Annotated in this window: 11 protein-coding genes; 8 read left to right on the forward strand and 3 right to left on the reverse strand. The window is 47.3% G+C overall.

Annotated elements, in window-relative coordinates:
* Window positions 1-39: 39 nt before the first annotated feature.
* Both DWY55_RS13380 and DWY55_RS13385 read right to left on the reverse strand, forming a co-directional pair.
* Complete coding sequence (locus DWY55_RS13380; protein ID WP_072544855.1) at window positions 40-981, reverse strand: hypothetical protein; 942 nt, start codon at window positions 979-981, stop codon at window positions 40-42.
* Window positions 982-993: 12 nt separating this feature from the next.
* A complete protein-coding gene (locus tag DWY55_RS13385) occupies window positions 994-1,824 on the reverse strand; it encodes a DUF4121 family protein (protein WP_118686912.1) in 831 nt (276 codons plus the stop codon).
* Window positions 1,825-2,376: 552 nt separating this feature from the next.
* Here DWY55_RS13385 and DWY55_RS13395 point away from each other — a divergent pair.
* On the forward strand, window positions 2,377-3,477 hold the full coding sequence (locus DWY55_RS13395) for a glycoside hydrolase family 43 protein (protein ID WP_008662759.1): 1,101 nt from the start codon (window positions 2,377-2,379) through the stop codon (window positions 3,475-3,477).
* Window positions 3,478-3,558: 81 nt separating this feature from the next.
* Here the strand turns inward: DWY55_RS13395 and DWY55_RS13400 are convergent, their stop codons facing one another.
* Window positions 3,559-5,556 (reverse strand): glycoside hydrolase family 2 protein, encoded by a 1,998-nt coding sequence (locus tag DWY55_RS13400; protein WP_057253820.1) that lies wholly within the window; start codon window positions 5,554-5,556, stop codon window positions 3,559-3,561.
* Window positions 5,557-5,800: 244 nt separating this feature from the next.
* Here DWY55_RS13400 and DWY55_RS13405 point away from each other — a divergent pair, with 244 nt between their 5' ends.
* From DWY55_RS13405 to DWY55_RS13435, 7 genes are all read left to right on the forward strand, one after another.
* Window positions 5,801-9,811: a hybrid sensor histidine kinase/response regulator transcription factor gene (locus DWY55_RS13405; RefSeq protein WP_034532675.1), complete on the forward strand. Its 4,011-nt coding sequence runs from the start codon at window positions 5,801-5,803 to the stop codon at window positions 9,809-9,811.
* Window positions 9,812-9,930: 119 nt separating this feature from the next.
* Window positions 9,931-13,107, forward strand: a complete 3,177-nt coding sequence (locus tag DWY55_RS13410; protein ID WP_005830275.1) for a SusC/RagA family TonB-linked outer membrane protein — start codon at window positions 9,931-9,933, stop codon at window positions 13,105-13,107.
* Between the two features lie 43 nt (window positions 13,108-13,150).
* Complete coding sequence (locus DWY55_RS13415; RefSeq protein WP_005830278.1) at window positions 13,151-14,773, forward strand: RagB/SusD family nutrient uptake outer membrane protein; 1,623 nt, start codon at window positions 13,151-13,153, stop codon at window positions 14,771-14,773.
* A gap of 40 nt (window positions 14,774-14,813) precedes the next feature.
* Window positions 14,814-16,271 carry a glycan-binding surface protein gene (locus tag DWY55_RS13420; protein WP_034525954.1) on the forward strand — a complete coding sequence of 486 codons (1,458 nt, stop codon included), beginning with the start codon at window positions 14,814-14,816 and terminating at the stop codon, window positions 16,269-16,271.
* Between the two features lie 130 nt (window positions 16,272-16,401).
* Window positions 16,402-17,835 carry a cellulase family glycosylhydrolase gene (locus tag DWY55_RS13425; protein WP_005830286.1) on the forward strand — a complete coding sequence of 478 codons (1,434 nt, stop codon included), beginning with the start codon at window positions 16,402-16,404 and terminating at the stop codon, window positions 17,833-17,835.
* Between the two features lie 31 nt (window positions 17,836-17,866).
* Window positions 17,867-19,939, forward strand: coding sequence for a glycoside hydrolase family 97 protein (locus DWY55_RS13430; protein ID WP_005830289.1), 2,073 nt, complete (start codon window positions 17,867-17,869; stop codon window positions 19,937-19,939).
* A complete protein-coding gene (locus tag DWY55_RS13435) occupies window positions 19,936-23,661 on the forward strand; it encodes a glycoside hydrolase family 2 TIM barrel-domain containing protein (protein WP_229031903.1) in 3,726 nt (1,241 codons plus the stop codon). Before DWY55_RS13430 ends, DWY55_RS13435 begins: the two co-directional genes overlap by 4 nt.
* The last annotated feature ends 23 nt before the right edge of the window (window positions 23,662-23,684 follow it).

A 23,684-nucleotide genomic window follows, 5' to 3' on the forward strand; every position in this document is an offset into this window, starting at 1 on the left:
AGGATGTCTTACGGGGTGTCTGAATAAGTATTTCATGAATCACTCTTCTCTGAGTGTGATTTCATCCAGCCGCAGCCTTCTGTAGCAGTTCTCTGCGGCCTGGCTGTCCTTGAAGCGTACGTCGATGCGTCCGTTCTTGTAGAACTTGATCTGTTCTGCGTTGCTCAGGGTGAGGTTGTACCATTCGGTTATATCCACATCGCGTCTGTCAAGGCCGATGACCATACCGCTTGAACCGTTTATCACGTCATCTGCCCCGTATGCGATACCTTCGCAGAAAATGTCCACTTTCCTTCCGCAGTCATACGAGAACTCATATTCCCGGTGGTATTCCAGATGGATGCTGTCCCAGGACACGATGTCAGGGAAAGTTATCTTGTCCTTTTTCAGTTCGGGCTTCACCTTGCTCCAGCGGGAAGGCTGTACCGTTTTCAGGAAACGGGCCAGCAGTTCTTCCTCTGCGGTCTCACGGAAACTTTTTCCGCCGAGGTGTTCAATGACCATGTCCACGTAAGTCTGGTAGACCGGACGGAATCCCATGCGCATGGCCTTCTCGTCGATTACAGGAATGGGTACGTCTACATTGTAGGTCCTGTTGAAATAGGAAATGATGCGATTCGCGAAATTCGCGTTGGCATTGCAGTTGTTGTCCGCAAGCTCGTTGATGAGGTCAAACGGTTTGAATTCGTTGTGGGTATAGTCATCCTCCCCGCTGTTGTTGAAATAGAAATTCCGTATGGAGACCTTACCGTTATCCTCATACTTGAAGCTCTTGATTTCCCGGTACCGTTCCGCTTCTTCCTTGAAGATGGCATACCAACGGTCGATACGGTCAAGCGTCTTGTAGAGCTGGTCCTGCTGGAGCTGGCAATACTGCCTGTCCTGTTCTGTAATCTTGTCCTCGTTCCTTACTTGCACGTTCAGGATACCTGTGAGCAGGTCAGTGTGGCTGCCTGCTGTTCTTGTTGCTGTTGTCTGCATAACTGTATTGTTTTAGAGATTGTCAATTTCGGGTTTGATACGGTAACAGTAGGTGATGTGGCTGTCCATGTCCTTGACCAGCTTGACCTGTTCGGGATAAAAGTTGAGACGCCGTTCCACGGCCTGGACATCTATTTTGTCCCACTCGTGCTGCGGCAGGAACCGGTTCTCATGACGGAAACACCAGAGAACGATATGGTTTTCCTGGTTGCCCTTGAACACGGTCCCTTCATAGTCCTTCAGGAACTGTAGGAAGTCCTCTTCGGTCCTGAAAGCCTTGTCGAAGCCTTGGTACAGGTTACGTGCGTCCGGACCCGTGTTTTTTGTCAGATAATACTGTCTCCATGTCTCAGTGGTGAAATCGCCGTAGAGAGGGTCAGGTTCGGAATAGGACCATAACGGCACTTTTGCCGTGAATGCGACGGCACCGTTGGCGCACGCACCGCAGTTGCCCCAGTCTTGGAATATCCCTTCCGTCCATCTGACGAACTTCAACTGGAGGGGGTCAATATGGTGGAAGGATCCTCCGCTGACACTTAAACCGATACCGTCATACTCTTCCCATATGAAAGGGATATAGGGGATTTCACAGATGGAAATCAGTCCGTCCGTATTTTTGCGTTTCTCGATGAGGGCGTTGCCGTAATATTTCCCGTATCTGTCCACATAGATGAGTCTGTCACCGACCTGTGGAATCTTTTCAGAGCGTGTCCTTTCTATCAGTTCCACATAACCGTTGGCCATATCCACGTCCTGCTGTGTCAGCCGGTGTTCATGATCGTACAGAATGTTCAGTGGTTTGAGTGTTTCCACCGTGTACTTGTTCTTTGTTGCCTGTAACATAACATTTGATTTTTTGTTAGTCCGGCTTCTGGGGCCGGAGTTCCCATAACTACAGGCTTAAAAAGGTCGTGTTCCGTACATGCAAGGCTTCGGGAAAAAATACCGCAAGCCCTCCGGGGCGAGGATGATTTTTTCCACGAACCCGAAGGGCTTGGCCTTGCTTGTACGGGAAGAACACGAATTACCTTTGCCTGTGGTTATGGGGACTCGGCTACGGTATGCTTGTTTTTCCCGATATGTTTTTATTCCGTAAGATTGCAGCCGTTTATATGGCCTTTTCAGAAAGAAATGTTATCTTTGCAGGTGAGATAAAGAGTTATTTGAAAGCATGAGAAATATGGCGGTTCGGAACAGTCCGGCTTTTTCTTATCCATTGCCCGTTCTCGTGCGAGTTTTATCCAATCTGTTGATAGTCAAATAAAACCTACCTGATTACAACAAATATAGGCAAAAGATTGCATTCTATCTAATTTCCTTGCTGCTTTCCCTATATTATGTTTACTTTGCGAATACAAACACTTTTCATTACTTCACCATTAAAATTATAACAAGATGAAACACACTTTTTTCACATTGACACTGTTTTTACTGGCCTTACTGTCAACATCATGCGGAAACAAGAAAGTAGCATATCAGAATCCCCTGCCCATGGCCTTCGGAGACCCGTTCCTACTGAAAGCCTCCGACGGCAAATACTATATGTACGGAACGGGCGGAGTATCGAACGGTTTTAAAGTATACTCCTCCGATGACCTGGTGACATGGACAGACGAGGGTCCCATCTATCAAGGCGGCACCTCCGACTCATGGACCACCGACTGTTTCTGGGCACCCGAAGTGTATGAACGGGACGGCAAATACTACCTATGGTTCAGCGCCAACTGGAAGGAAAATCCCACTAAGGAGCAAGAGAACTTCCGTATCGGTGTAGCCGTAGCCGATAAGCCTACCGGCCCTTTCAAAGACCTGTTCAACCAACCGGTATTCGACCCCGGCTATCCTATCATCGACGCAAACATACTCTTTGACGATGCTTCCGGAAAGACCTACCTCTACTACTCCCGCTGCTGCTACAAACATGCCGTTGAAAGCGAAGTTTCAGCATGGGCTAAAGAAAAGGGCTGGTTTGACGAGATTGAGGAAAGTTGGATTTACGGCGTGGAACTGAAACCAGATTTCTCTGGTATCATCGGAGAACCGGTAGCACTGCTTTGCCCGCCCCAGACAATGGACGACCCTCAAGCGGAATGGGAGAACCGCTCGGTGACTTCACATGAAGTCAACAGACGCTGGACAGAAGGTTCGTATATCGTGAAGCACAAAAATCTTTACTATATGCTGTACTCTGCAAACTTTTTCGGAGGGAAAAATTATGCGGTGGGTTATGCTACCTCCCAGAACCCCTTAGGACCATTCACAAAAGCTGCCAACAATCCAGTGCTGCAAAAGGATACAGAGCAAGGCGGCATCGTGACCGGAACCGGACATTGTATGCTCATCGATATTCACAACCGCCTCTACTGTGTCTATCATGGACGCACCGAAACCACTGGTGACGAACGAATGGTATTCATCGACCTCATAGACATCCAACCAGACGGGAAACTGGTGGTCTACGGACCGAATACGGATTTACAGAAAATCACATATTAAAGCTATCAGGCGCAGACTGTACAGCATTTCACGGTTCATTATTCCCTGTGGCTCTCCTATACATTCCGCGCCTGATGAAAATTAAAAAGGACATATCCATACACAACAATCCGCTCCATATTTGTTCCTGACTTCAATTCTATTTTCACCGGTATCCAATACAATGCCTTTCCATTCCAGTACATTTACGGAATCAGGTTTTGCAGTCCCATATGCTTTGCCATTGATATACAATTTGGCAGCTCCGCTATTGCTGAATACTTGCACACCAACGATTTTGCGGGTTCTGTTTACCAATCGTTTTCCTGCGATATATACAAACTTATCTTCTTGATTCCAGTTTGCCTTATAAAAGTAAAAGGCATCTTTCTTTATTTTCCGGTCGTAAGTCACCAGCCCCTTATCGTTGCGTCCCATAATGGATCCCTCCCTACGGCCTGCCGCCGAAAAGTCGAACATGCACCAGATGAAGTTGCACCACAAGAATTCGCGTTCCTGAAGCTGTTTCCAATTCTCCACATGATAATAAGTCTGCCAGTTTTCGGGATGCCATTGCCCCCACGGTTCCGGATGCCTCAGCGAGTCCTCCTGCTGGAATACGCATGCCCCGGCACCATACTCGCTGATGCCCATCTTCCGCTCCGGATGTGCTGCATGCTCGCGGTCTATCCAGCGCCCCATGTCATCCATGTTGTCGCCATACCAGCCGAAATACTTGTTGAAAGCAATCAGGTCGGTGAATCCGTTGAAGTCGTCATCCTGATTACTGGCTCCCATAGTGGGACGGCTCGGGTCCAACTGACGGGCCAAAGCATGAAGCTCTGCCGCCATACGCGAAGGACGGTCCAGCCAACCGGAATTTATCTCATTGAACAGCCCCCAGAACAAAATGCAGGGGTGATTGTAGTTCTGTAAAATCAGTTCCTTCAATTGCAGGCGCAAGTTTTCATCATAAGCAGGATTATTCACATAAACATTGACAAAAGGAATCTCAACCCATGCCACCAGTCCCCGCTTGTCCATCTGTTGATGCATGTATTTGGCTTGCGGATAGTGGCAAAGACGCACGGCATTGCATCCCATTTCCTGCATCAAGTCCAAATCTTCGTCATGGTCTTGCGGATAAAATGCCGAAGCGCGTTCCGCCCTGTCCTGATGCCGGTTCACGCCATTCAAACGATAAGGCTTTCCATTCAGAAAGAAACCTTTTTCCGCATCGGCATGAAAGTAGCGGAAACCTATCTCTTCTTCGCGGCGGTCTATCTCTTTCCCATCCTTACGCAATATCACCACTCCTTTATATAAATAGGGGTCCTTCACTCCATCCCACAAATGAGGCCTTTCAAGCACCATGTCCATCACCACCTTTTTATCCTCACCCACCTCTGCACTGGCAACACGGCAAAGCAACTTTTCCTTGTCATATAGTTGAAACTCCACCTCGCAACCGGTCACAGTAGTTTCCCTTGCCGAAAGCAGTGCTTCAATTTTCAAATGGGCCTTTTTCTCCGATACATCGGACTGAGTGAAGAATACACCTGAAGAGGCATAATAAGCAGGTTCTATGCAGACATCCTCCGTTACCAGCAGCTCCACTCCCCGATACAACCCGCCAAACATATTGAAGTCACCGCAAATGGGAGCGATATCCATAGTCTGAGCATTGCTGACACGAATTTCCAATACACTTTCTTTTCCCGGAACCAAGAAATCAGTCAGTTCTGCTACAAATGCCGTATAACCACCTTTATGTTGCATCACAAAATAATGGTCGATAAAAATGTCGGCAACCGTCTGTGCAGCCATCACTTTCAAGAAAAAACGTTTGCCCCGATAATGGGCAGGAACAGACAACTTACGACTGTAATTGCATAATCCCCTATAATAATCGGCATTGCCAAACATGCCATCGCCCGCATTCCAAGTGTGAGGCAAAGTAACCTTCACTATTTCCGAAGCAGGTGCCTGAAAACCCCGGTGGAAATTCCATCCTTCATTCAGTGGAATCACCTCTACGGCAAATACACATGTTGACAATATTCCCAAAGAGAATAAAAATAAAATGATGAATCTGTTCATTTTCGATAAAGTATTAGAAGGTTAATCATATTGGCAGGAACCAGTCCTTCCCTGCAAAGGTATGAAATAAATGTTGAATAATAAATGAGAAAAACACTTCAAGACACGCAAGACAACAAACGGATGACATGTTTAAGACTTATACGACCGCGATGCAACATTACAGACCTATTAATGCAACATATTTACGTTTATTTAAATAAGATATTGCTATCTTTGAGAATTCAATTTCAGATTATATAGTATGTCTTTTACAAACTATTTACACAAATTAGTGTTCCCCCTCATTATTCTGTTACTGGCTTATCTGCCGTTAGCAGGACAAACTCCGTATGTATTTCGCCATCTGAAAGTAGAAAACGGGCTTTCAAACAATAACGTAAAAACCATATTGAAAGACTGTGAAGGCTTTTTATGGATAGGGACCGCCAATGGATTGAACCGATACGACGGATATAGCTTTAAAGTGTATCAACCCAAAGAAAAAGACATCCATTCTTTATTGTCTAACGACATCTGGAACTTACAGGAAGACGGTTTGGGCAATTTGTGGATTGGAAGCGAGGCAAGATATTGTATATACGACCGAGACAAAGACAACTTCATTACCGATATTCCCTCATACCTCCTTAAAATAGGCATCCAGATAAATGGTACCTACAAAGTACATGTTGACAAAAGACACAATTTATGGGTACTGCAAGGCCAAAATGCTTTTTACTTCAATTTTTCTCATAAAACCCTTAAAACATTCAAAATAGAAAACTTTCCAGAAGAAACTCCGGAACTGAGTATCAGCGATGATGGTGAAAACCTATATCTTCTTTGGAATTCGACCTTATTGAAACTAGAGAACAACGCAAAGAAATGTAAACGGGTAGATAACATCAGCTTACCCTCCAACTCTATTATCGAAAAGCACATATACATTGATTATCATGGAGGCATCTGGCTATATTCATATACCGATGAACAAATATTCTATAAGAAAAACATAAAATCGGAATGGAACCAAATCAATCTCCATTCTAAAATAGAGACAAAAAGTAATGCGGTAAGGAGCATACTGGATGACTCGAACGGACATGTCTGGATAGGAACGGACCATAAAGGAGTATTCATTTATGACTACGTAAATGATAACCTTGTCAACCTCCTGAATACCCCTATGTCTTCCACATCCCTTGCTTCCAACAGAATAAATACAATCTACCGTGATGATTCAGGCGTCATTTGGTTAGGAAATTTCAAAAAAGGAGTTTCTTATTATCACGAAAGCTTCCATGAATTTATTGATACCCAGCATAAAGAATGTGGTGATATAGCCTCCATTTTAGAGGATAAGGCCGGAAACATTTGGCTGGGAACAGATGGGAACGGACTTTATGTAAAAGAAAAGCAAAAAGGATTTGCCATTCGCAAACTATCCATCCCCGACATAGCCATCATCAGTCTTCTCGAAGACCATAAAGGACGGATTTGGGCAGGAAGTTATCAAGACGGATTGTTCTGCTATGAGAACAACAGTATTCGCCATTTTACTCCAGAGAACAGCCAACTGCCATACAGTGGCGTATGGAGTATGAAGGAAGACCGATATGGAAACTTATGGATAGGTTATGTACTGGAAACTTTGGTTTGTTTTAATCCGGACGCAAATACTGCGACAAGTTATCTACTACCTGATGGGAATAATATCAATGTACTCAATATCTGTTATGACTATGGAGACAAAATGTATATTGGGACTACATACGGACTCTGTGTAATGGACATCGTGACGAGAAAACCCGAAATGATTTATGCCAATCGAAAAGAGACACAGCCATTCAAGCAGCTCTTCATTTCCACTGTATTCAAGGACGACAGAGATATATTGTGGTTAGCCCATAAACAAGGATTGACTGCCTGGGACTTAAAAAATGATTCACTACACTGGTTCGACGTAAACAACGGATTGTGTGACAATCTCATTAACAGTATAACCCAAGACAATCATGGTAACATGTGGCTTGCAACAAGTAACGGATTGTCTATATTGGAAGTAACCCCAGACACCCAGGAAGGAGTAGACTTTTCTTTCAAGAATCTTTCTACCAGAGACGGATTGCCAGAAAATCATTTCAACTCCCATTCCGCTTGTAAATTGTCCAGCGGAGATTTACTGCTGGGAGGCACCAGTGGCTATACATCTATAAATCCGAACAAGCTGACCGAAAAGAGCCGACCGCTGGCAAAGGTGTATTTTACAAATCTGACCATTGGCAATCAACATATAGAAGTAGACTCAATATATGAAGGGCGTAAACTATTAACAACTGTACTTGGCAGAACCCCATCATTGTCTGTCAGATATGACGATTATTTAATCTCCATCGAATTTGCCGCAGGCGATTTGCTGAATGCTGATAAAATAAGATATGCCTATAAACTGGAAGGATTAAATACCCAATGGTACTATACAAACGAGAACAAAATAGCTTTCACCACCCTTCCTCCTGGCAATTACAAACTATTGATTAAAGCTTGTAACAGTGACGGTATATGGAATGACGAAGCTAGTGAGTTGAATATAACCGTTTCATCTCCAATATATTTATGTAATGTTGCTATCATCTTATACATATTGTTTGCCATTGGTATAATATCCTATGTAATATACCGATTCAAAAAGCATCACAACATAAGACTGGAGCAACAACGAGCAAAACTGGAGCAAGAACAAAAGTTGCTCCTGAATGAGATGAAGCTAAAGTTCTTTACAAATATAAGCCATGATTTACGTACACCACTGACGCTTATCATTAGCCCGTTACAAATGTTATTGTCAGAAACCCTGGATGACGGAATACGCAAAAAACTAAATACAATCAATAAAAATGCACAACAATTACTTACATCGATAAACTCTCTGCTTGATTTCCGGAAACTGGATGTAGGAGCCGAGACAGCTCATTACAAATCGGGAGATATTGTCAACTTTATCCGCGAGATTTGCAGTACTTTTCAAGAGTATGCTCTTGACCATACCATCAGCTTCTGTTTCATGTGCGAAGTAGAAAACCTGAACATGTCCTTCGATCCGGTTAAAATAAAAAAAGTAATGAACAACTTGTTGTCCAATGCCTTCAAATACACTCCTGATAAAGGAGAAATCAATGTACATCTTTATCGCGAAGATGACAATGTATGCATCTGTGTGGCAGACAACGGACAAGGTATCATAGACAAAGACAAGAAACATATCTTCGAACGTTTTTATCAGGTGCAACAAACTTCGGAAAAAACCGGCAGTGGAATCGGCCTGCATATTGCAAACGAATATGTACATCTACACAAAGGAACAATCTCCGTTACAGACAATTTTCCTAAAGGTTCCGTATTTACCGTTAAATTGCCTATCGTCACATATGCCAGTGAAAAGGAGGAATTACTTCCGGAACTGCTAAACAATGACAAAGCTCCGAATGAACTTCCCGTTCCAAATGCGGAAGAATTGCGGTATACCATCTTGTTGGTGGACGACAACAAGGATTTCTGTAGTTTCATGTCTGAATACCTGTCCGATGAATACGCCATACAGGTTGCCTACAATGGAGCAGAGGCATTGAAGATATTAGAAAAAAACAGTGTCAATATTGTAATAAGCGACATCATGATGCCAGTGATGAATGGAACAGAGCTATGTCGGCAAATCAAAACAAACATGCAATGGTCCCACATTCCCGTTATATTGCTTACAGCCCGTATGGCAGAAGAATACAAAAGTGAAGGATTTGAGCAAGGAGCCGATGACTATATCGTAAAGCCTTTTGACTTCAAATTACTAAAGCTGCGCATCAGGAAATTTATTGAATGGACAGAAAAAAGCCATCGTAAATTCAGTCAGAAAATAGAAGTGACACCTAATGAAATAACAATCACTCCACTAGACGAACAATTTATTGAAAAAGCTATCAAAATAGTAGAAGAGCGCATGAGTGATTCCGACTTCTCTGTGGAAATGTTAGGAGCAGAATTGGGGTTGAGTCGTAGCCATCTCTACAAAAAGCTGATGTGTATCACCGGTAAAGGTCCGGCAGAATTCATCCGGATTATCCGTTTGAAGCGCAGTAAGCAACTTCTAAAGGAAAGCCAGAAACAAATTGCAGAAATTGCCTATGAGGTGGGATTCAGTTCTCCAAAAAGGTTCACTGTAAACTTCAAGAATGAATTTGGAATATCACCATCTGATTACATCCGCAGTCTAAAATGATAACTTGAAACATAAAGGTATGTTATTTGAGACATGATAGACCTATGCTATTATGATAACTTTCCATATTTGCAGTAGCTTTTAATAACAGTTATTTTTAAATCTTAAATTAAAGTATTATGAAGTTACACGCAAATGTATGCTCTCAATGGGAATGGACAAAATTGAGACAATTGCTTGTTATCGTGTTACTAGGTTTGGGTATTGTTTCCACGTATGGACAAACCAAAACAGTATCCGGTATCGTTAAATCAGAATCGGGCGGTGAGCCACTTGTAGGAGCCACCGTCAAAGTGAAAGAAACCAATACGGGCGGCATTACCGACATCGACGGCCGTTACACCATCCAGGCAAATCTGGGACAAACATTGATAGTCTCTTACATCGGCTACCGCACCAAAGAGGTGAAAGTAGAGCGCACCATCCGCATCGACATACTGCTGCAAGAAGACAATGAGATGCTGGACGAAGTAGTAGTAGTGGGATACGGTACGATGAAACGCAGTGACCTGACCGGTTCCGTAGTCAGCGTGACGGGTGACGAACTGAAAAAGTCCGTAGTCACCTCGCTCGACCAAGCTTTGCAAGGACGTGCCGCCGGTGTGCAGGTGACCCAGAATTCCGGAACTCCGGGTGGCGGTATCTCGGTCAGCATCCGTGGTATCAACTCCTTGAACGGCAACGAACCGCTCTACGTTATCGACGGTGTAGCCATCTCAGGCAACAACACCAGCAACAGCAGCGTGCTCAGTTCCATCAACCCTGCAGACATCGTTTCCATGGAAGTATTGAAAGATGCATCGGCCACAGCCATCTATGGTAGCCGCGCCTCCAACGGTGTAGTACTCATCACCACCCGTCAGGGCGAAGAGGGCAAAACGAAGGTCTCCTACGAAGGTTACTATGCCTTGCAACAGCTTCCCAAGAAACTGGAAACACTGACACTCCCCGAATATGCAGTTTACCAGAACCTCCGCGCCGCCACCATCGGCTTCGGTGCACGCGAAGAGTTCAAAGACCCCTCACTCCTCAGCCGCGGTACCGACTGGCAGAATGAAATCTTCCGCACTGCCCCGATGCACAACCATCAGATAAACATCTCCGGAGGTTCGAAGAGCATGAAATACTCGCTCTCCGGCGGCTACATGCAGCAAGACGGTATTGTATTCGGTTCGGACTTTGAGCGTTTCTCTTTCCGCGTCAACATGGACAACGACATCAACAAGTGGCTCACCACCGGCTTGCGCGCCTCCGTAGCCCGTACACAGCAGACCAACAACGTAGACGGTTCGGGTGCCATCTACAATGCCCTAAACCAGCTCCCCGAAGTGCCTGCCCGCAACCCGGACGGCAGTTTCGGCATGCAGACGGAGAACATGTATGGAACTTACTTCTCCAACCCCCTCTCCGACCTTATCCAAAACGAAAACTATAGTCGCAACACACAAGTCTATGTCAACGCCTTTGCCGACATCAAGCTGTGGAAAGGACTCGTATTCCGCACGGAATATGCCGCCAACTTCAATTACAGCAACGACTATAAGTTTACCCCCTCCTACGACTACGAGCACTTCAAGCAGCAGTCGTCAGCAAGCCGTGGAGCCGGCAACGGAAGCAACTGGACATTGAAAACTTACTTTACTTATAATAATACCTTCGGCAAACACGGCCTCTCTGCCATGCTGGGACACGAAGCGCAAGAAAACAAGTACGAGTCGCTGAGCGGCAGCCGTACCAACTTCCTCTTCAACTCCGTACACGAACTGGATGCGGGTGATGCCACAACAGCAAAAGCCAACAGTTCCCGTGGTTCATCCGCCATCGAATCATACTTCGGCCGTCTGAACTACAACTACAACGACCGCTACTTGCTGACCGCTACGCTCCGTGCCGACGGTTCGTCTTCGTTTGCCAAAGAAAGTCGTTGGGGTTGGTTCCCTTCGGTAGCATTGGCTTGGAAAGTCAACAACGAAGCTTTCCTCAAAGATGTGGAAGCCATCAACTCACTGAAACTCCGCCTGGGTTGGGGTGTAGTAGGTAACCAATGGGCGGGTTCCTATGCCTACGGCGTCACCATGGCTTCGGCAGCCTCCATCTGGGGTACTGGTTTCTATGCAGGCAACTATCCTAATCGTGAACTGAAGTGGGAAGAAACAAACTCCTTCAATGTAGGACTCGACCTCGCCCTCTTCAACAACCGCATAGAGTTCATCGCCGATGCTTATTACAAGAAAACGGACAATCTGCTGATGCAAGCTTCTCTTCCTACCTACGTAAGCGGTCTGATTCGTGCACCGTGGGTCAATGCCGGTGCCATGACCAACAAAGGTGTAGAATTTACCCTGAACACGCACAACATCCAGACACGTGATTTCACCTGGACCTCAGGACTCACCTTCTCCATCAACCACAACGAAGTGACGAAGCTCTACTCCGAATCATCCGCTATTTCGGGAATCAACGGTTCGGAAACACTGACCTACACCATGGTGGGCGAACCGGTCGGGCAGTTCTACGGCTATAAAGTAATCGGTATGTTCAAGGAAGAAGGAGATTTCTACAAGAAAGGTGCCGACGGCAACTTCCTGCTCGACGAAACGGGCAACCGCATCCAAGTAGCCATCCCGAAAGACCAGACCATCGGCAAATCGGGCATCTGGGTAGGTGACTACATCTATGAAGACCGCGACAACAACGGTGTAATTGATGAGAAAGACCGCACGTTCCTCGGCAATCCGGCACCCAAATTCACGTTCGGCTTCAACAACTACCTTTCTTATAAAGGATTTGACCTCAACATCTTCCTGAACGGCTCGGTGGGCAACAAGGCTATCAACCTGATTCGCCGCACCTTCACCGATCCCATGCGTAACAGCAACCTGCTGAAAGAAGCTACCGGCATTGCCCAAATCGCCATGCACGACCCCGAAGTGGGCGACGAGGTACTTTCCAATGTTTACGTGGCCAACGCCGATGCAGCCAAAGTACAACGCATCACTACCAGTAGCGCCAACGACAACAACCGTATCTCCGACCGCTTTGTTGAAGACGCTTCCTACCTCCGCATAAAAAACATCTCGCTGGGGTACACCTTCCCACAGAAATGGTTGCGCCGTTTGCAGATAGACCATCTGCGCCTCTACGTCAACATCCAGAACCTCTGTACCATCACAGGCTACAAAGGCTACGATCCCGAAATAGGCGCTTTGAACTACAATGTATTGCTACGTGGTGTGGACGATGCGCGCTATCCTTCGCAACGTATCTATACATTTGGCCTTAACTTCAATTTCTAATGAGCCAGACAAATCATTTATCATTTAAAATCTCAATATAGTTATGAAACACAGATTTCTAACCCTTATATCATCGCTCCTTCTGCTTACGGCATGCAGCGACTCATTTTTGGAACGTGCTCCCGAAGGAAACTACGTAGATGTGACATACTACACTTCCGACGATGCACTCGAACAAGCCACTGCACCGCTTTACAACCGTGCATGGTTCGACCTCAACTCCCGCGCCATCGTGCCGCTGGGCAGTAACCGTGCCAACGATAACTTCAGTCGCTGGGGAGCTCCCGAGTTCACCAACTTCAAGGTGACAGCCCTGAGCGAAAACCTTGCCAATGCATGGACAGGTTTCTACTCGGTCATTACAATGGCCAATGCAGTTATCAGTGATGTGCAGACCAAATGTAGCAACAGCGTAAGCGAACGTGCCAAGCGCACAGCCATTGCCGAAGCCCGCCTGATGCGTGCTTGTGCCTACTTCTACATGGTTCGCCTCTGGGGACCGGTTATCATCATCGAAGACAACGACAAAGTGGTTGCCAATCCCATGCAACCGCTCCACCGCGAAGAAGATGTGCTGGAACTCGTTATTCGTGACCTCACTTATGCAGTCGAGAATCTTCCTGAAGTGGCAACCGCCAAAGGACGTGTCAACGCATGGGGTGCAAAAGGCATGCTTGCCAAAGTCTACCTCGCCCGCTCAGGCTGGAAAGGAGGCACACGCGACAACGCCGACCTGGAGAAAGCCAAGGAACTGGCCGCTGACGTGATAAACAACAGCGGCATCAGCCTTTACGAAAACTATGAAGACCTCTTCAAGTATAAGCACAACAACAATCCCGAATCGCTCATTGCCATGCAGTGGGTGCCACTGGGTGATTGGGGCGTATGCAACACTCTGCTTGCCGACCTCGCCGGCAACAGCAAGATGACCGGCGGTGTAAACGTATGGAGCAGCTATCAGGCAAGTATAGATATGCTCCAGCAATATGAGTTGGGCGACACTATCCGCCGCAACGCCACCTTCTGCACACCGGGTACATACTATTCATACATCTGCATTGCCGACGGTGGTTATACTTACGACGGCGCCACCTCTTGCATTAAAAAAGGTGTACCGGGCGGTCCGGACGACGACAACGACGGTTATATCCAGTCCATGAACTCTCCGCTCAACACCTACATCCTACGCCTTGCCGATGTTTACCTGACCTATGCCGAAGCTTGTCTGGGCAACAGCGAAGAACTGGCCGGTGGTCCCGGCCTGGAAGCATTGAACCAAGTGCGCGACCGTGCACGTATCCCCCGCAAGGAACGCGTAACCTTCGAAGACATCATTCGCGAACGCCGCGTAGAGTTCTCGATGGAGTATTGTAACTGGTATGACATGGTATCGTGGTATCACTGGAAACCCGACTACATGCTGAATTACTTCCAGAACCAACACCGCGGCTACACAGTAGACCTCATCGTGAAAGACGAAGACGGTTACCTCCACTTCGGCAAGAAAGAAGGCGACACTTTCCTCGAAGGCATAGAAAATTGGCAGGAACCGGGCGAGAACATCGAAATCCACCACGGCAACATCCTGATGCCTTATCCGGAAAGCGATGTCATCCAGAATCCGCTACTGAACGAAGAACCGGTAGCATACGAATTCAGTGAATAAACCAAGTTATACATTCATTATCTCAAATAACGACTTTAATATGAAATATATACATTTTCCTTTTGTGTTGCTCACCATCCTGTTGGCATGCAACCTTTTCACCGCCTGCAACGATGACGAGGGCGGCGGTGTTCCCGTAATCCACCACATCCGTCTTGTCGACCCAGAGAAGGCCGACAGTACGTTCACCGATGTAAATCCGGGCACCATGATTGTAGTCATCGGCGAAAATCTGAATGATGTGCGGAAAGTGTTCATCAACGAACAAGAAGTTTCGTTCAATAGCAACTACGGCACTTCCACCAGTCTCATCCTCACTATCCCCGGCGAATTGCAACTGACGGGTGCCAACCCCGAACTGAAAGGCGAACTGCGTATCGAGACCTCGCACGGCATTGCCACGTACTCCATGCATGTACTCTCGCCCGCACCCTACATCACCCGTGTAGCCACAACCTTCCCCGTGGAGACGGGCACGCCTCTGCGCATCGTGGGCGGTAACTTCTACGAAATTCAGCGCGTTTATTTCACCACTGCCGTGGACGACATCACCAATGCACCTGTTTCGGTAGAAGTAACGGACTACACGGTAAACAAGAACTTTGACGAAATATCATTCAATGCTCCCGCAGGCCTGATTGATGAAGGCAGTCTGGTAGTGGAGTGCTATACCGCATCCGCATTTACTCCCTTCCGTCGCACAGCCCTCCCACCAAGTATCAGCAAGGTAAGCTCCATGATGCCTATCACGGGTACCACAGTTACCGTACTGGGACAGAATTTTATGGATATCGTCTCCATCACAATGGGCAATCGCTCGGTAGATCTCTCTACTGTTACCGTAAGCGAAGCTAACGATATGCTTACCTTTACCATGCCGCGTGCACCGCAAGGCACTTGCTCACTCGCCATTACCACAATGGGCGGTACTGCCGAAGTTCCGGGCTTCTATCCTTTGGAGAATATAGTATTGAACTATGACAACATCGGTTGGTTCTCCTGGGGCGGGCAAGCTGTACCCGTCACTGCCGACGGTACAGCAGCTCCTTTCTTCTCGGATGGTAAATGCTACAGCATATCAGGGGAACTTTCAGCATGGAATTACTGGTGGGGCCAATTGCAGAACGGTGCCGTATGGGGCATTGACACAGCCTTCCTGCCTACCGATACACCGACTTCCGAACTGGCTTTGCAGTTCGAATGCTTCGTGGCAGTGGAATATGGCGAAGGTCCTGTATTCCGCATCTACCTCAAAGGGAATGAGGCTCACAACTACACGAACTATCGTCCGGTGAGCGACTTCACCGGAAAAACCGAAGTAGGCCAATGGATGCAGTGCAGCATTCCGCTCTCCGAACTGGTAGACGAAACCACTTGGGGCGAGTTCCAAAAACGTGACGGTGACGAGTTGGCACTCCAGATGACAAACCCCAGCGAAAACGGTCCATACAACATCGAAATGTATTTTGATAATTTCCGAGTTGTCAAGATACAATAATTTGAATTAAATTCTGGCACAGGATTACACAAAGTGACACCTTCTTTTAAACTCTTAGACGCTGATTCAATTGAATCAGCGTCTAAAAATAAATACACCGAAATTATTAAAACGAAATTTTACCGATACCATGACACAAATCTTCAAGAAAACCTTATTAACCAGCCTGGTTCTATTTCTGATGACAGCTTGCTCTGACGATAAAAAGGAGCTGAAAATCATCGTAGAGCCTACTTCTTTCCATTTTGAACAAACGGGTGGTAGCAAGAAATTCGGTATCACCCCCAATGAACCAGCCACTTTCCAAAGTTCGGAAGCATGGTGCAAAGTAACCTCGGAAAGCAGCACTCCCGTACAGGCAATCTATAACATAACCGTAGAACCCAACACTACGCCCGACGTGCGCAACGCCATCATCACCGTCAGCGTAAAGGAGCATATACAAGAAATCAACGTGGAGCAGGCGGCCTATATCCAAAGCGATGAACCGGAAAAATACACTGTACGCGAGAATCTCACAACCCACCAACTGATTAACGAAATGGGACTGGGCATCAACCTAGGCAACACGCTGGATGCCGTGGGCGACTGGATAGACCCAAGCAACATTCTCAATTACGAACAAGCATGGGGAAGCCCTATTATCACACAAGAAATCATTGAAGGATATGCCAAAGCGGGCTACTCATCTCTGCGCATACCGGTCAGCTGGGGCAATCTGCTGTCCGACGACTTCAAAGTGCATCCTGACCTGATGGACCGCGTAGAGAAAATCCTAAACTGGACCCTCGACTGTGGCATGGTGGCTATCATCAATATCCACCACGAAAACGAATGGATTAAACAAGTACCCACCGACAGCAAAGCAAAAGAAAAATTCACTTCCATCTGGAAACAGATATGTGAACGCTTCGAAAAGTACGGTGACCACTTACTGTTCGAGCCAATGAATGAAATCGGATACGATGAGATTTGGACTCCGTGGGGCGGTAGTGAAGCCGACAAGGCAAAGGCACTGGGATACGTGAACGACCTCAACCAGCTCTTTGTCGACATAGTAAGAAACAGTGGCGGCAACAACGCCAAACGTCATCTGTTGGTGGAAATCTACAACACCAACTTGGAGTATGCTTACGACCCCTTGTTCAAGATGCCGAATGATCCCGCAAACCGACTTGCTCTTACAGTGCATTACTATACTCCCGCAAACTTTGCCATACTGGGTGGAGGCGAGGTTGTCGATTGGGGTGTAGGCCGGGAAAGCTGGGGAACGGAAGCTGACTTCAAGGAACTGAACGACAATATGGACCTACTGAAGAAGAATTGCGTAGACAAAGGAATCCCCGTCATCATAGGCGAATATTGCGCCGACTCCAGAAACAGAACAAAGGAAGTGATAAGACTCTTCTGTGTTTCCGTAACCGAAGCCATCTACTCGCGCGGCATGTGCCCAATGCTATGGGACACTCCGGGGGGACAATACAACCGACAGACTTGCCAGTTCGACGACCCTCTCTTCTTAGAAGAAATGATGGCTATTCCGGTTAAATATCCACGGAATTAAACAAATATTCATAATCAATAATCAAATAAAAATGAACAGAATCAGCACTTGTTTCGCCAGCCTATTGCTTTCTTGTGCATTGACGGCACAAGCACAGCAATATCAACTGAATTCACCGGACGGAAAACTAATTGTCAACATCGAAGCCGGGAAAAACCTCAACTGGGCGATTGCCCACGACGGTACCAGCGTTCTTTTGCCTTCGGACATTGCCATGCAATGCACCGAAGCTGAGGGAAAGCCCATTGCTTTCACCTTCGGCAAAGATGTGAAGGTGACCAAAGCTACCCGTACTTCCGTCGACACTTCCTTCCCCACTCCTTTCTACAAAAAGGCGAGTGTGAAGGACACTTATAACCAACTCACGCTGAAATGCCGTAACGGCTACAGCATACAGTTCCGTGCCTACGACGACGGAGCCGCCTATCGTTTTGTTTCCGAACTGCGCAAGCCTTTCTGCGTGAAGAACGAGATTGCCGAGTTCAACTTCGACCGCGATTACCACGCTTTCGTGCCCTATATTAACGACAATCGCGCCGGCGAGCGTTACTGCTACTCCTTCGAGTCCTACTACGATGAGGCCCCCCTCTCTCGCATGTACAAAGACTCGCTTGCCATTACTCCGCTGATGGTAGAACTGGAGAACGGAAAGAAAGCCGTCATTATGGAAGCCGGATTGTCCAACTATCCCGGCATGTTCCTCACTGCCAACCCACAGATGCCCCACGGAGTGAAGGCAGAATTCGCCCCCTATCCACAGGAAACAGTCATCGGAGGCTATGACCGCTTGAACCTCGTCCCTACCAAACGTGCCGACGTTATCAGCAAGCCCAACAATGCCCCCTACTTCTGCCCCAACGGGCGTCCCACAGGGAAACAGACCTATCCTTGGCGTGCCGTGCTTGTTGTTACCCACGACACACAACTCGCCAACAACGACATGATGCAACGCCTCGCACCCGAATGCCGCATCGCTGACACATCCTGGATTAAACCCGGAAAAGTGGCATGGGACTGGTGGAATACTTGTAACCTGACCGGCGTGGACTTCAAGGCAGGCATGAATACGCCCACCTATAAGAAATACATCGACTTTGCCGCCGAAAACCAGCTGGAGTATATCATCATCGACGAAGGTTGGAGCGGAAAGGAATCATTAATGGAAGACATCAGTCCCGAAATCAATCTCGAAGAACTGGTGGCATATGGCAACAAAAAAGGCGTAGGTATCATCCTCTGGGCAAGCTGGCGCAATCTTACGGGAGGAGGCGACATCTCCCCTGCCGTGGAACAAGTTATCAGCCACTATGCACAAATGGGAATCAAAGGTTTCAAAATTGATTTCTTCGACCGCGACGACCAACTCGCCATCTCTTCTACCGAACAACTCGCAGCATGTGCCGCCAAGCATCACATGTTGCTTGACCTACACGGACTGAAACCCTTCGGCATCCAGCGCGCCTATCCCAACATCCTCAACTTTGAAGGTGTGAAAGGACTGGAAAACAGCAAGTGGGAGCCCATCGTGAACGGTGCACCCTTGCATGACTTCCCGCGCTACGACGTTACCGCCCCCTATCTGCGCCAACTCGCCGGTCCGATGGACTATACGCCGGGAGCTATGGTAAATGCCACCCGTTCCCTGTTCCGCTCCGTCAACGACCACCCCATGAGTCAAGGTACACGTGTACACCAGATGGCTATGTACACCGTCTTCGAAGCACCCTTGCAGATGCTTGCCGACAGTCCTAGCAAATACATGAAGGAACAGGAATGCACCGACTTCATCGCCAAGGTTCCCACTACCTTTGACGAAACCATTGCTCTTGATGGTAAAATAGCCGAATACATCACGATAGCACGCCGCAAAGGAAACACTTGGTTTGTAGGCAGCATGACCAACTGGACTCCGCGTAGCTGCACCATCGACCTCTCCTTCCTCAGCGAAGGCAACTACGAAGCCGAAATCTTTGCCGACGGCATCAATGCCGACCGTGAAGCTACCGACTATAAAAAAGAAGTACGCATCGTCACTGCCAAAGACAAACTCAATGTACAACTGGCACCCGGCGGTGGATGGACAGCACGAATTACAAAAAAATGAATCTGAGAAAACTGTTTCTGCCATTGTGTTCAGTAGCCTTGTGCCTGCAATCCTATGCACAAGACAAATCCTTCCTTAAGGATATGCTCTGGTATATAGACAACCCTTCTGTATTTGAAAAAGGACAAGAGGAAGGACACGCTTGGCATATGCCCGAAAAGAGCATGCTACTGAATGGGACATGGAAGTTTTTCTGGTGCGATACACCGGAAGGGATACCTGCACACTTTTTTAACCCCGAATTCCCGGATAAGCAATGGGGCGACATCAAAGTTCCCTCAAACTGGGAAATGCAAGGTTATGGTGACAAGCTGTTCAGAAATGTATCTGCTCCCTTCGGGGTGAATCCACCACATGCTCCCAAAGAGTATAACCCTACCGGACTATACCGGCGAACATTCAAGGTACCTGCAAGTTGGGCAGCAAAAGACCAGATATTTTTAAGGTTCGAGAAAGTGGCATCCGCTTCTTTTGTATGGGTCAACGGTCATGAAGTGGGCTACAATGAAGGAGCACAAGAACCTGCCGAATACAACATCACTCCTTATTTGAAGCCGGGCGAAAACACGCTGGCTGTCTGTGTACTAAAGTATTCGGACGGCTATTACCTGGAAGGACAAGATTATTGGCGACTGGCCGGAATCTTTGACGACGTATGGTTGTACGCCACACCTGCTGTCAGGATATTCGACTGGCAAGTAATCACAGAGTTTGATAATACGTATACCGATTCGCAGTTAAGTATTCAGGTAAAAATCAAGGACTACCAAAAGAAGCCAAATGAGAATTATGGATTGAAAGCTTACTTAAAGGATAAAAACGGCAAGATTATCTGTAACTTTTCCGCAGCTCCATTTGAAATGGACGCTGCGGAAAAGACAATACAGTTGCATACCTTGGTACAAGAACCCCGGAAATGGACAGCCGAGACACCCGAGCTTTATACGCTCGGTCTGGAATTATCCAATCCGGCCGGTCTGCAGAAAGACAAGATAGAAACGGTCATCGGATTCAAAAAGACGGAAATCAAAGACGGTGTTTTTTATCTTAACGGTATCCCACTGAAAGTCAATGCACAAAATTCGCACATGCAGCATCCCGAAGAGGGACATGTCATGGACGAAGCCACCATACGCAAGGATTTTGAATTGTTGAAACAGTTTAATTTCAATGCCGTACGTACCTCTCACTATCCTCCGGTGAATAAGTATTTGGAACTGGCCAATGAATACGGGCTTTATATCATAGACGAGGTGGGCGATGAAGCCCATGCCTCGGAATGGATTTCAAGTCTCCCGGAATACGAAGAGATGTATCGCGAGCGATGCCGCAGAATGGTGTTACGGGACAGAAACCATCCCTGCGTCTTGTTCTGGAGCGCAGGAAACGAAAGCGGTGAAGGTATCAACATTACCCACACCATTGAAGAAGGGAAATCGCTGGACCCCACCCGCTTCTGGATGTATGGCGGAAATGCATTCTCCCATCCGGCAGAAGATATTATCGGACCCCGTTACCCTACTCCTATGGAACTGGAAATGCAGGTAGGCATAGGAGAGGATTCCCGACCATCGTTTATGGATGAATACTTATCGGTTGCAGGCAATGCCGGCGGTGCCCTGGACGATTATTGGGAAGCCATCTACCGACATCCCCGCCTGATAGGAGGGGCCATCTGGGATTTTGTAAGTCCGGGACTGACCGAACGGATAAGGCAAGTGGACGACCTTTCGCCCTTCCATACTCCCGCCCATCTGATGGGAAATGCCCGCTTGGTGAAGGAAGGAAAGAACACGGTGCTGGACTTGAACGGTCACGACCAATGGGTAGAGGTCTATCGTGCAGACAATGTGGAGTTGAACAGTAATGAACTGACACTCACTTGCAGAATCTACCCCCGGAAACTGGTAAGCAGTTGCGGCTCATTCATCACAAAAGGCAATTATCAGTTCGGGCTGCAACAACGCGGTAAAGACAAACTGGAATTTTATATCTATACTGATAAAAAGCATTCCGTATGCGCCTCCTTGCCTACTGACTGGGAATACAACTGGCATCAAGTGACGTGCGTCTACGACGGACAGAAAATGTCCATCTATATAGACGGAGCAGAAAAGGCCTCCACACAAGCATCGGGCAATATCCGGAACTTCCCCTACCCCGTCAACATCGGTCGGAATGCAGAAACACACGGCCAAGAGACTTCGGTCTACATCTGCGATGCTCAAATGGACGAAGTCGGCATTTTCGCCAAGGCACTGACTTCCTCTTTTCACCCGGAAGAAGCCGCTCTGTGGCTAGATTTTGAGCAAGAGACGGAAAATGGTACATTCTACAGTTACGGCATCGGTGCACGTACGTACGGCAGCATCTGGCCCGACCGTAGCGTACAGCCCGAAATGTGGCAAATGAAGAAAACCGGACAACCTCTTTCTTTTTCCATGTCGGATGTGACAGAGGGAGTCGTTGAGTTATGGAATCGCAATCATTATACAAATGCTTCCCGATATGCCATACGATGGGAATTGAAAGAAGATGACAAGGTTATTCAATCGGGCGACTTGGCACTCTCAACAGCGCCGCTTAGCCAAGAGCTGGTGCACATACCTTATAAGAAGCCAGCCCTGATTCCCGGCAAAGAATACCGCCTGATGCTTCATGCCGTCCTGAAAAAAGATGAATTGTGGGCAAAAGCCGGACATGAGGTGGCATGGGAAGAACTTGAACTGCCTTGGAGCCTGCCATGCTCTTCGGAAGAAAAGGCTCAAGGCGTACCTTCCTATTCACTTTCGGAGAAAGAATTGGTTGTCTCCGGAGATGGCTTCAAATATGTATTCAACCGTACCGACGGACAACTGACGTCGATGGTTGTTCAAGATATGGAACTGCTGGAATCACCGCTCCGGCTGAATCTTTGGCGTGCCCCGCTGGCCAATGAGCTGGACAACTGGAATGCCTCCAGCGCCCGCTCCTCCAACTGGAAAGAAGGTTACGGATACACGGTAGCCACAGAAATGTATTCTGCAGGGATTGAACGCCTGACACATCAGCCCCTCTCTTTTTCGGTGTCCGAAACCACCGAAGGCGTACATATACACATCATTGATGCGGAATTGATGGGCAAAGGAGAAAAAGAGAAAAAAGACCTCTACATCGAAGGAGTACAGAACAACGGCATCATCAACCACTATGAGTATATTATCAATAGTGAAGGGACGATAGAGATACGCCATGTATTGAAGCCTGAAGGGAAAATGCCGCTTTGGTTTCCTCGCATAGGACTTACGCTGACCGTAAGCGATGCGCTCGACCAAGTGAAATGGTACGGCCGAGGACCGCAAGAGAACTATCCGGACCGGAAAACCGGCTATCCGATGGGGATATATGCCTCTACCGTACAAGCTATGTACGAGCCCTATCTAATGCCACAAGATTACGGATTGCGGACAGATGTACGCTGGCTGCAACTGACCACGGACAAAGGCATCGGCCTTCAATTCAAGATGAACGAATGGTTCAACTTCAACATTTATCCGTACAGCACAGACAATCTGACGAAAGCGATGTATACCTACCAATTGCAGAAGCAGAAAGGCATGACCCTGAATCTCGATTATGCCACTACCGGGGTCGGCTGTACGGCCCGCGGTGTATTCGGTGCTTACAAGGCGATGCCGCAGGAATATCGGAGAACCATCAGCATAAGACCTATGATGAAATAAAAATATTGTATCGGACTGGTAAG

This window comes from Bacteroides sp. AF25-38AC, from assembly GCF_003602995.1.
Taxonomy (GTDB): Bacteria; Bacteroidota; Bacteroidia; order Bacteroidales; family Bacteroidaceae; genus Bacteroides; species Bacteroides uniformis.

Bases quoted from the DNA above. Each gene is read 5' to 3' on its own strand.
- DWY55_RS13430 (WP_005830289.1), top strand. From the start codon at position 17,867: ATGAACAGAATCAGCACTTGTTTCGCCAGCCTATTGCTTTCTTGTGCA.
- DWY55_RS13420 (WP_034525954.1), top strand. From the start codon at position 14,814: ATGAAATATATACATTTTCCTTTTGTGTTGCTCACCATCCTGTTGGCA.
- DWY55_RS13400 (WP_057253820.1), bottom strand. From the start codon at position 5,556: ATGAACAGATTCATCATTTTATTTTTATTCTCTTTGGGAATATTGTCA.
- DWY55_RS13425 (WP_005830286.1), top strand. From the start codon at position 16,402: ATGACACAAATCTTCAAGAAAACCTTATTAACCAGCCTGGTTCTATTT.
- DWY55_RS13415 (WP_005830278.1), top strand. From the start codon at position 13,151: ATGAAACACAGATTTCTAACCCTTATATCATCGCTCCTTCTGCTTACG.
- DWY55_RS13410 (WP_005830275.1), top strand. From the start codon at position 9,931: ATGAAGTTACACGCAAATGTATGCTCTCAATGGGAATGGACAAAATTG.
- DWY55_RS13380 (WP_072544855.1), bottom strand. From the start codon at position 981: ATGCAGACAACAGCAACAAGAACAGCAGGCAGCCACACTGACCTGCTC.
- DWY55_RS13435 (WP_229031903.1), top strand. From the start codon at position 19,936: ATGAATCTGAGAAAACTGTTTCTGCCATTGTGTTCAGTAGCCTTGTGC.
- DWY55_RS13385 (WP_118686912.1), bottom strand. From the start codon at position 1,824: ATGTTACAGGCAACAAAGAACAAGTACACGGTGGAAACACTCAAACCA.
- DWY55_RS13405 (WP_034532675.1), top strand. From the start codon at position 5,801: ATGTCTTTTACAAACTATTTACACAAATTAGTGTTCCCCCTCATTATT.
- DWY55_RS13395 (WP_008662759.1), top strand. From the start codon at position 2,377: ATGAAACACACTTTTTTCACATTGACACTGTTTTTACTGGCCTTACTG.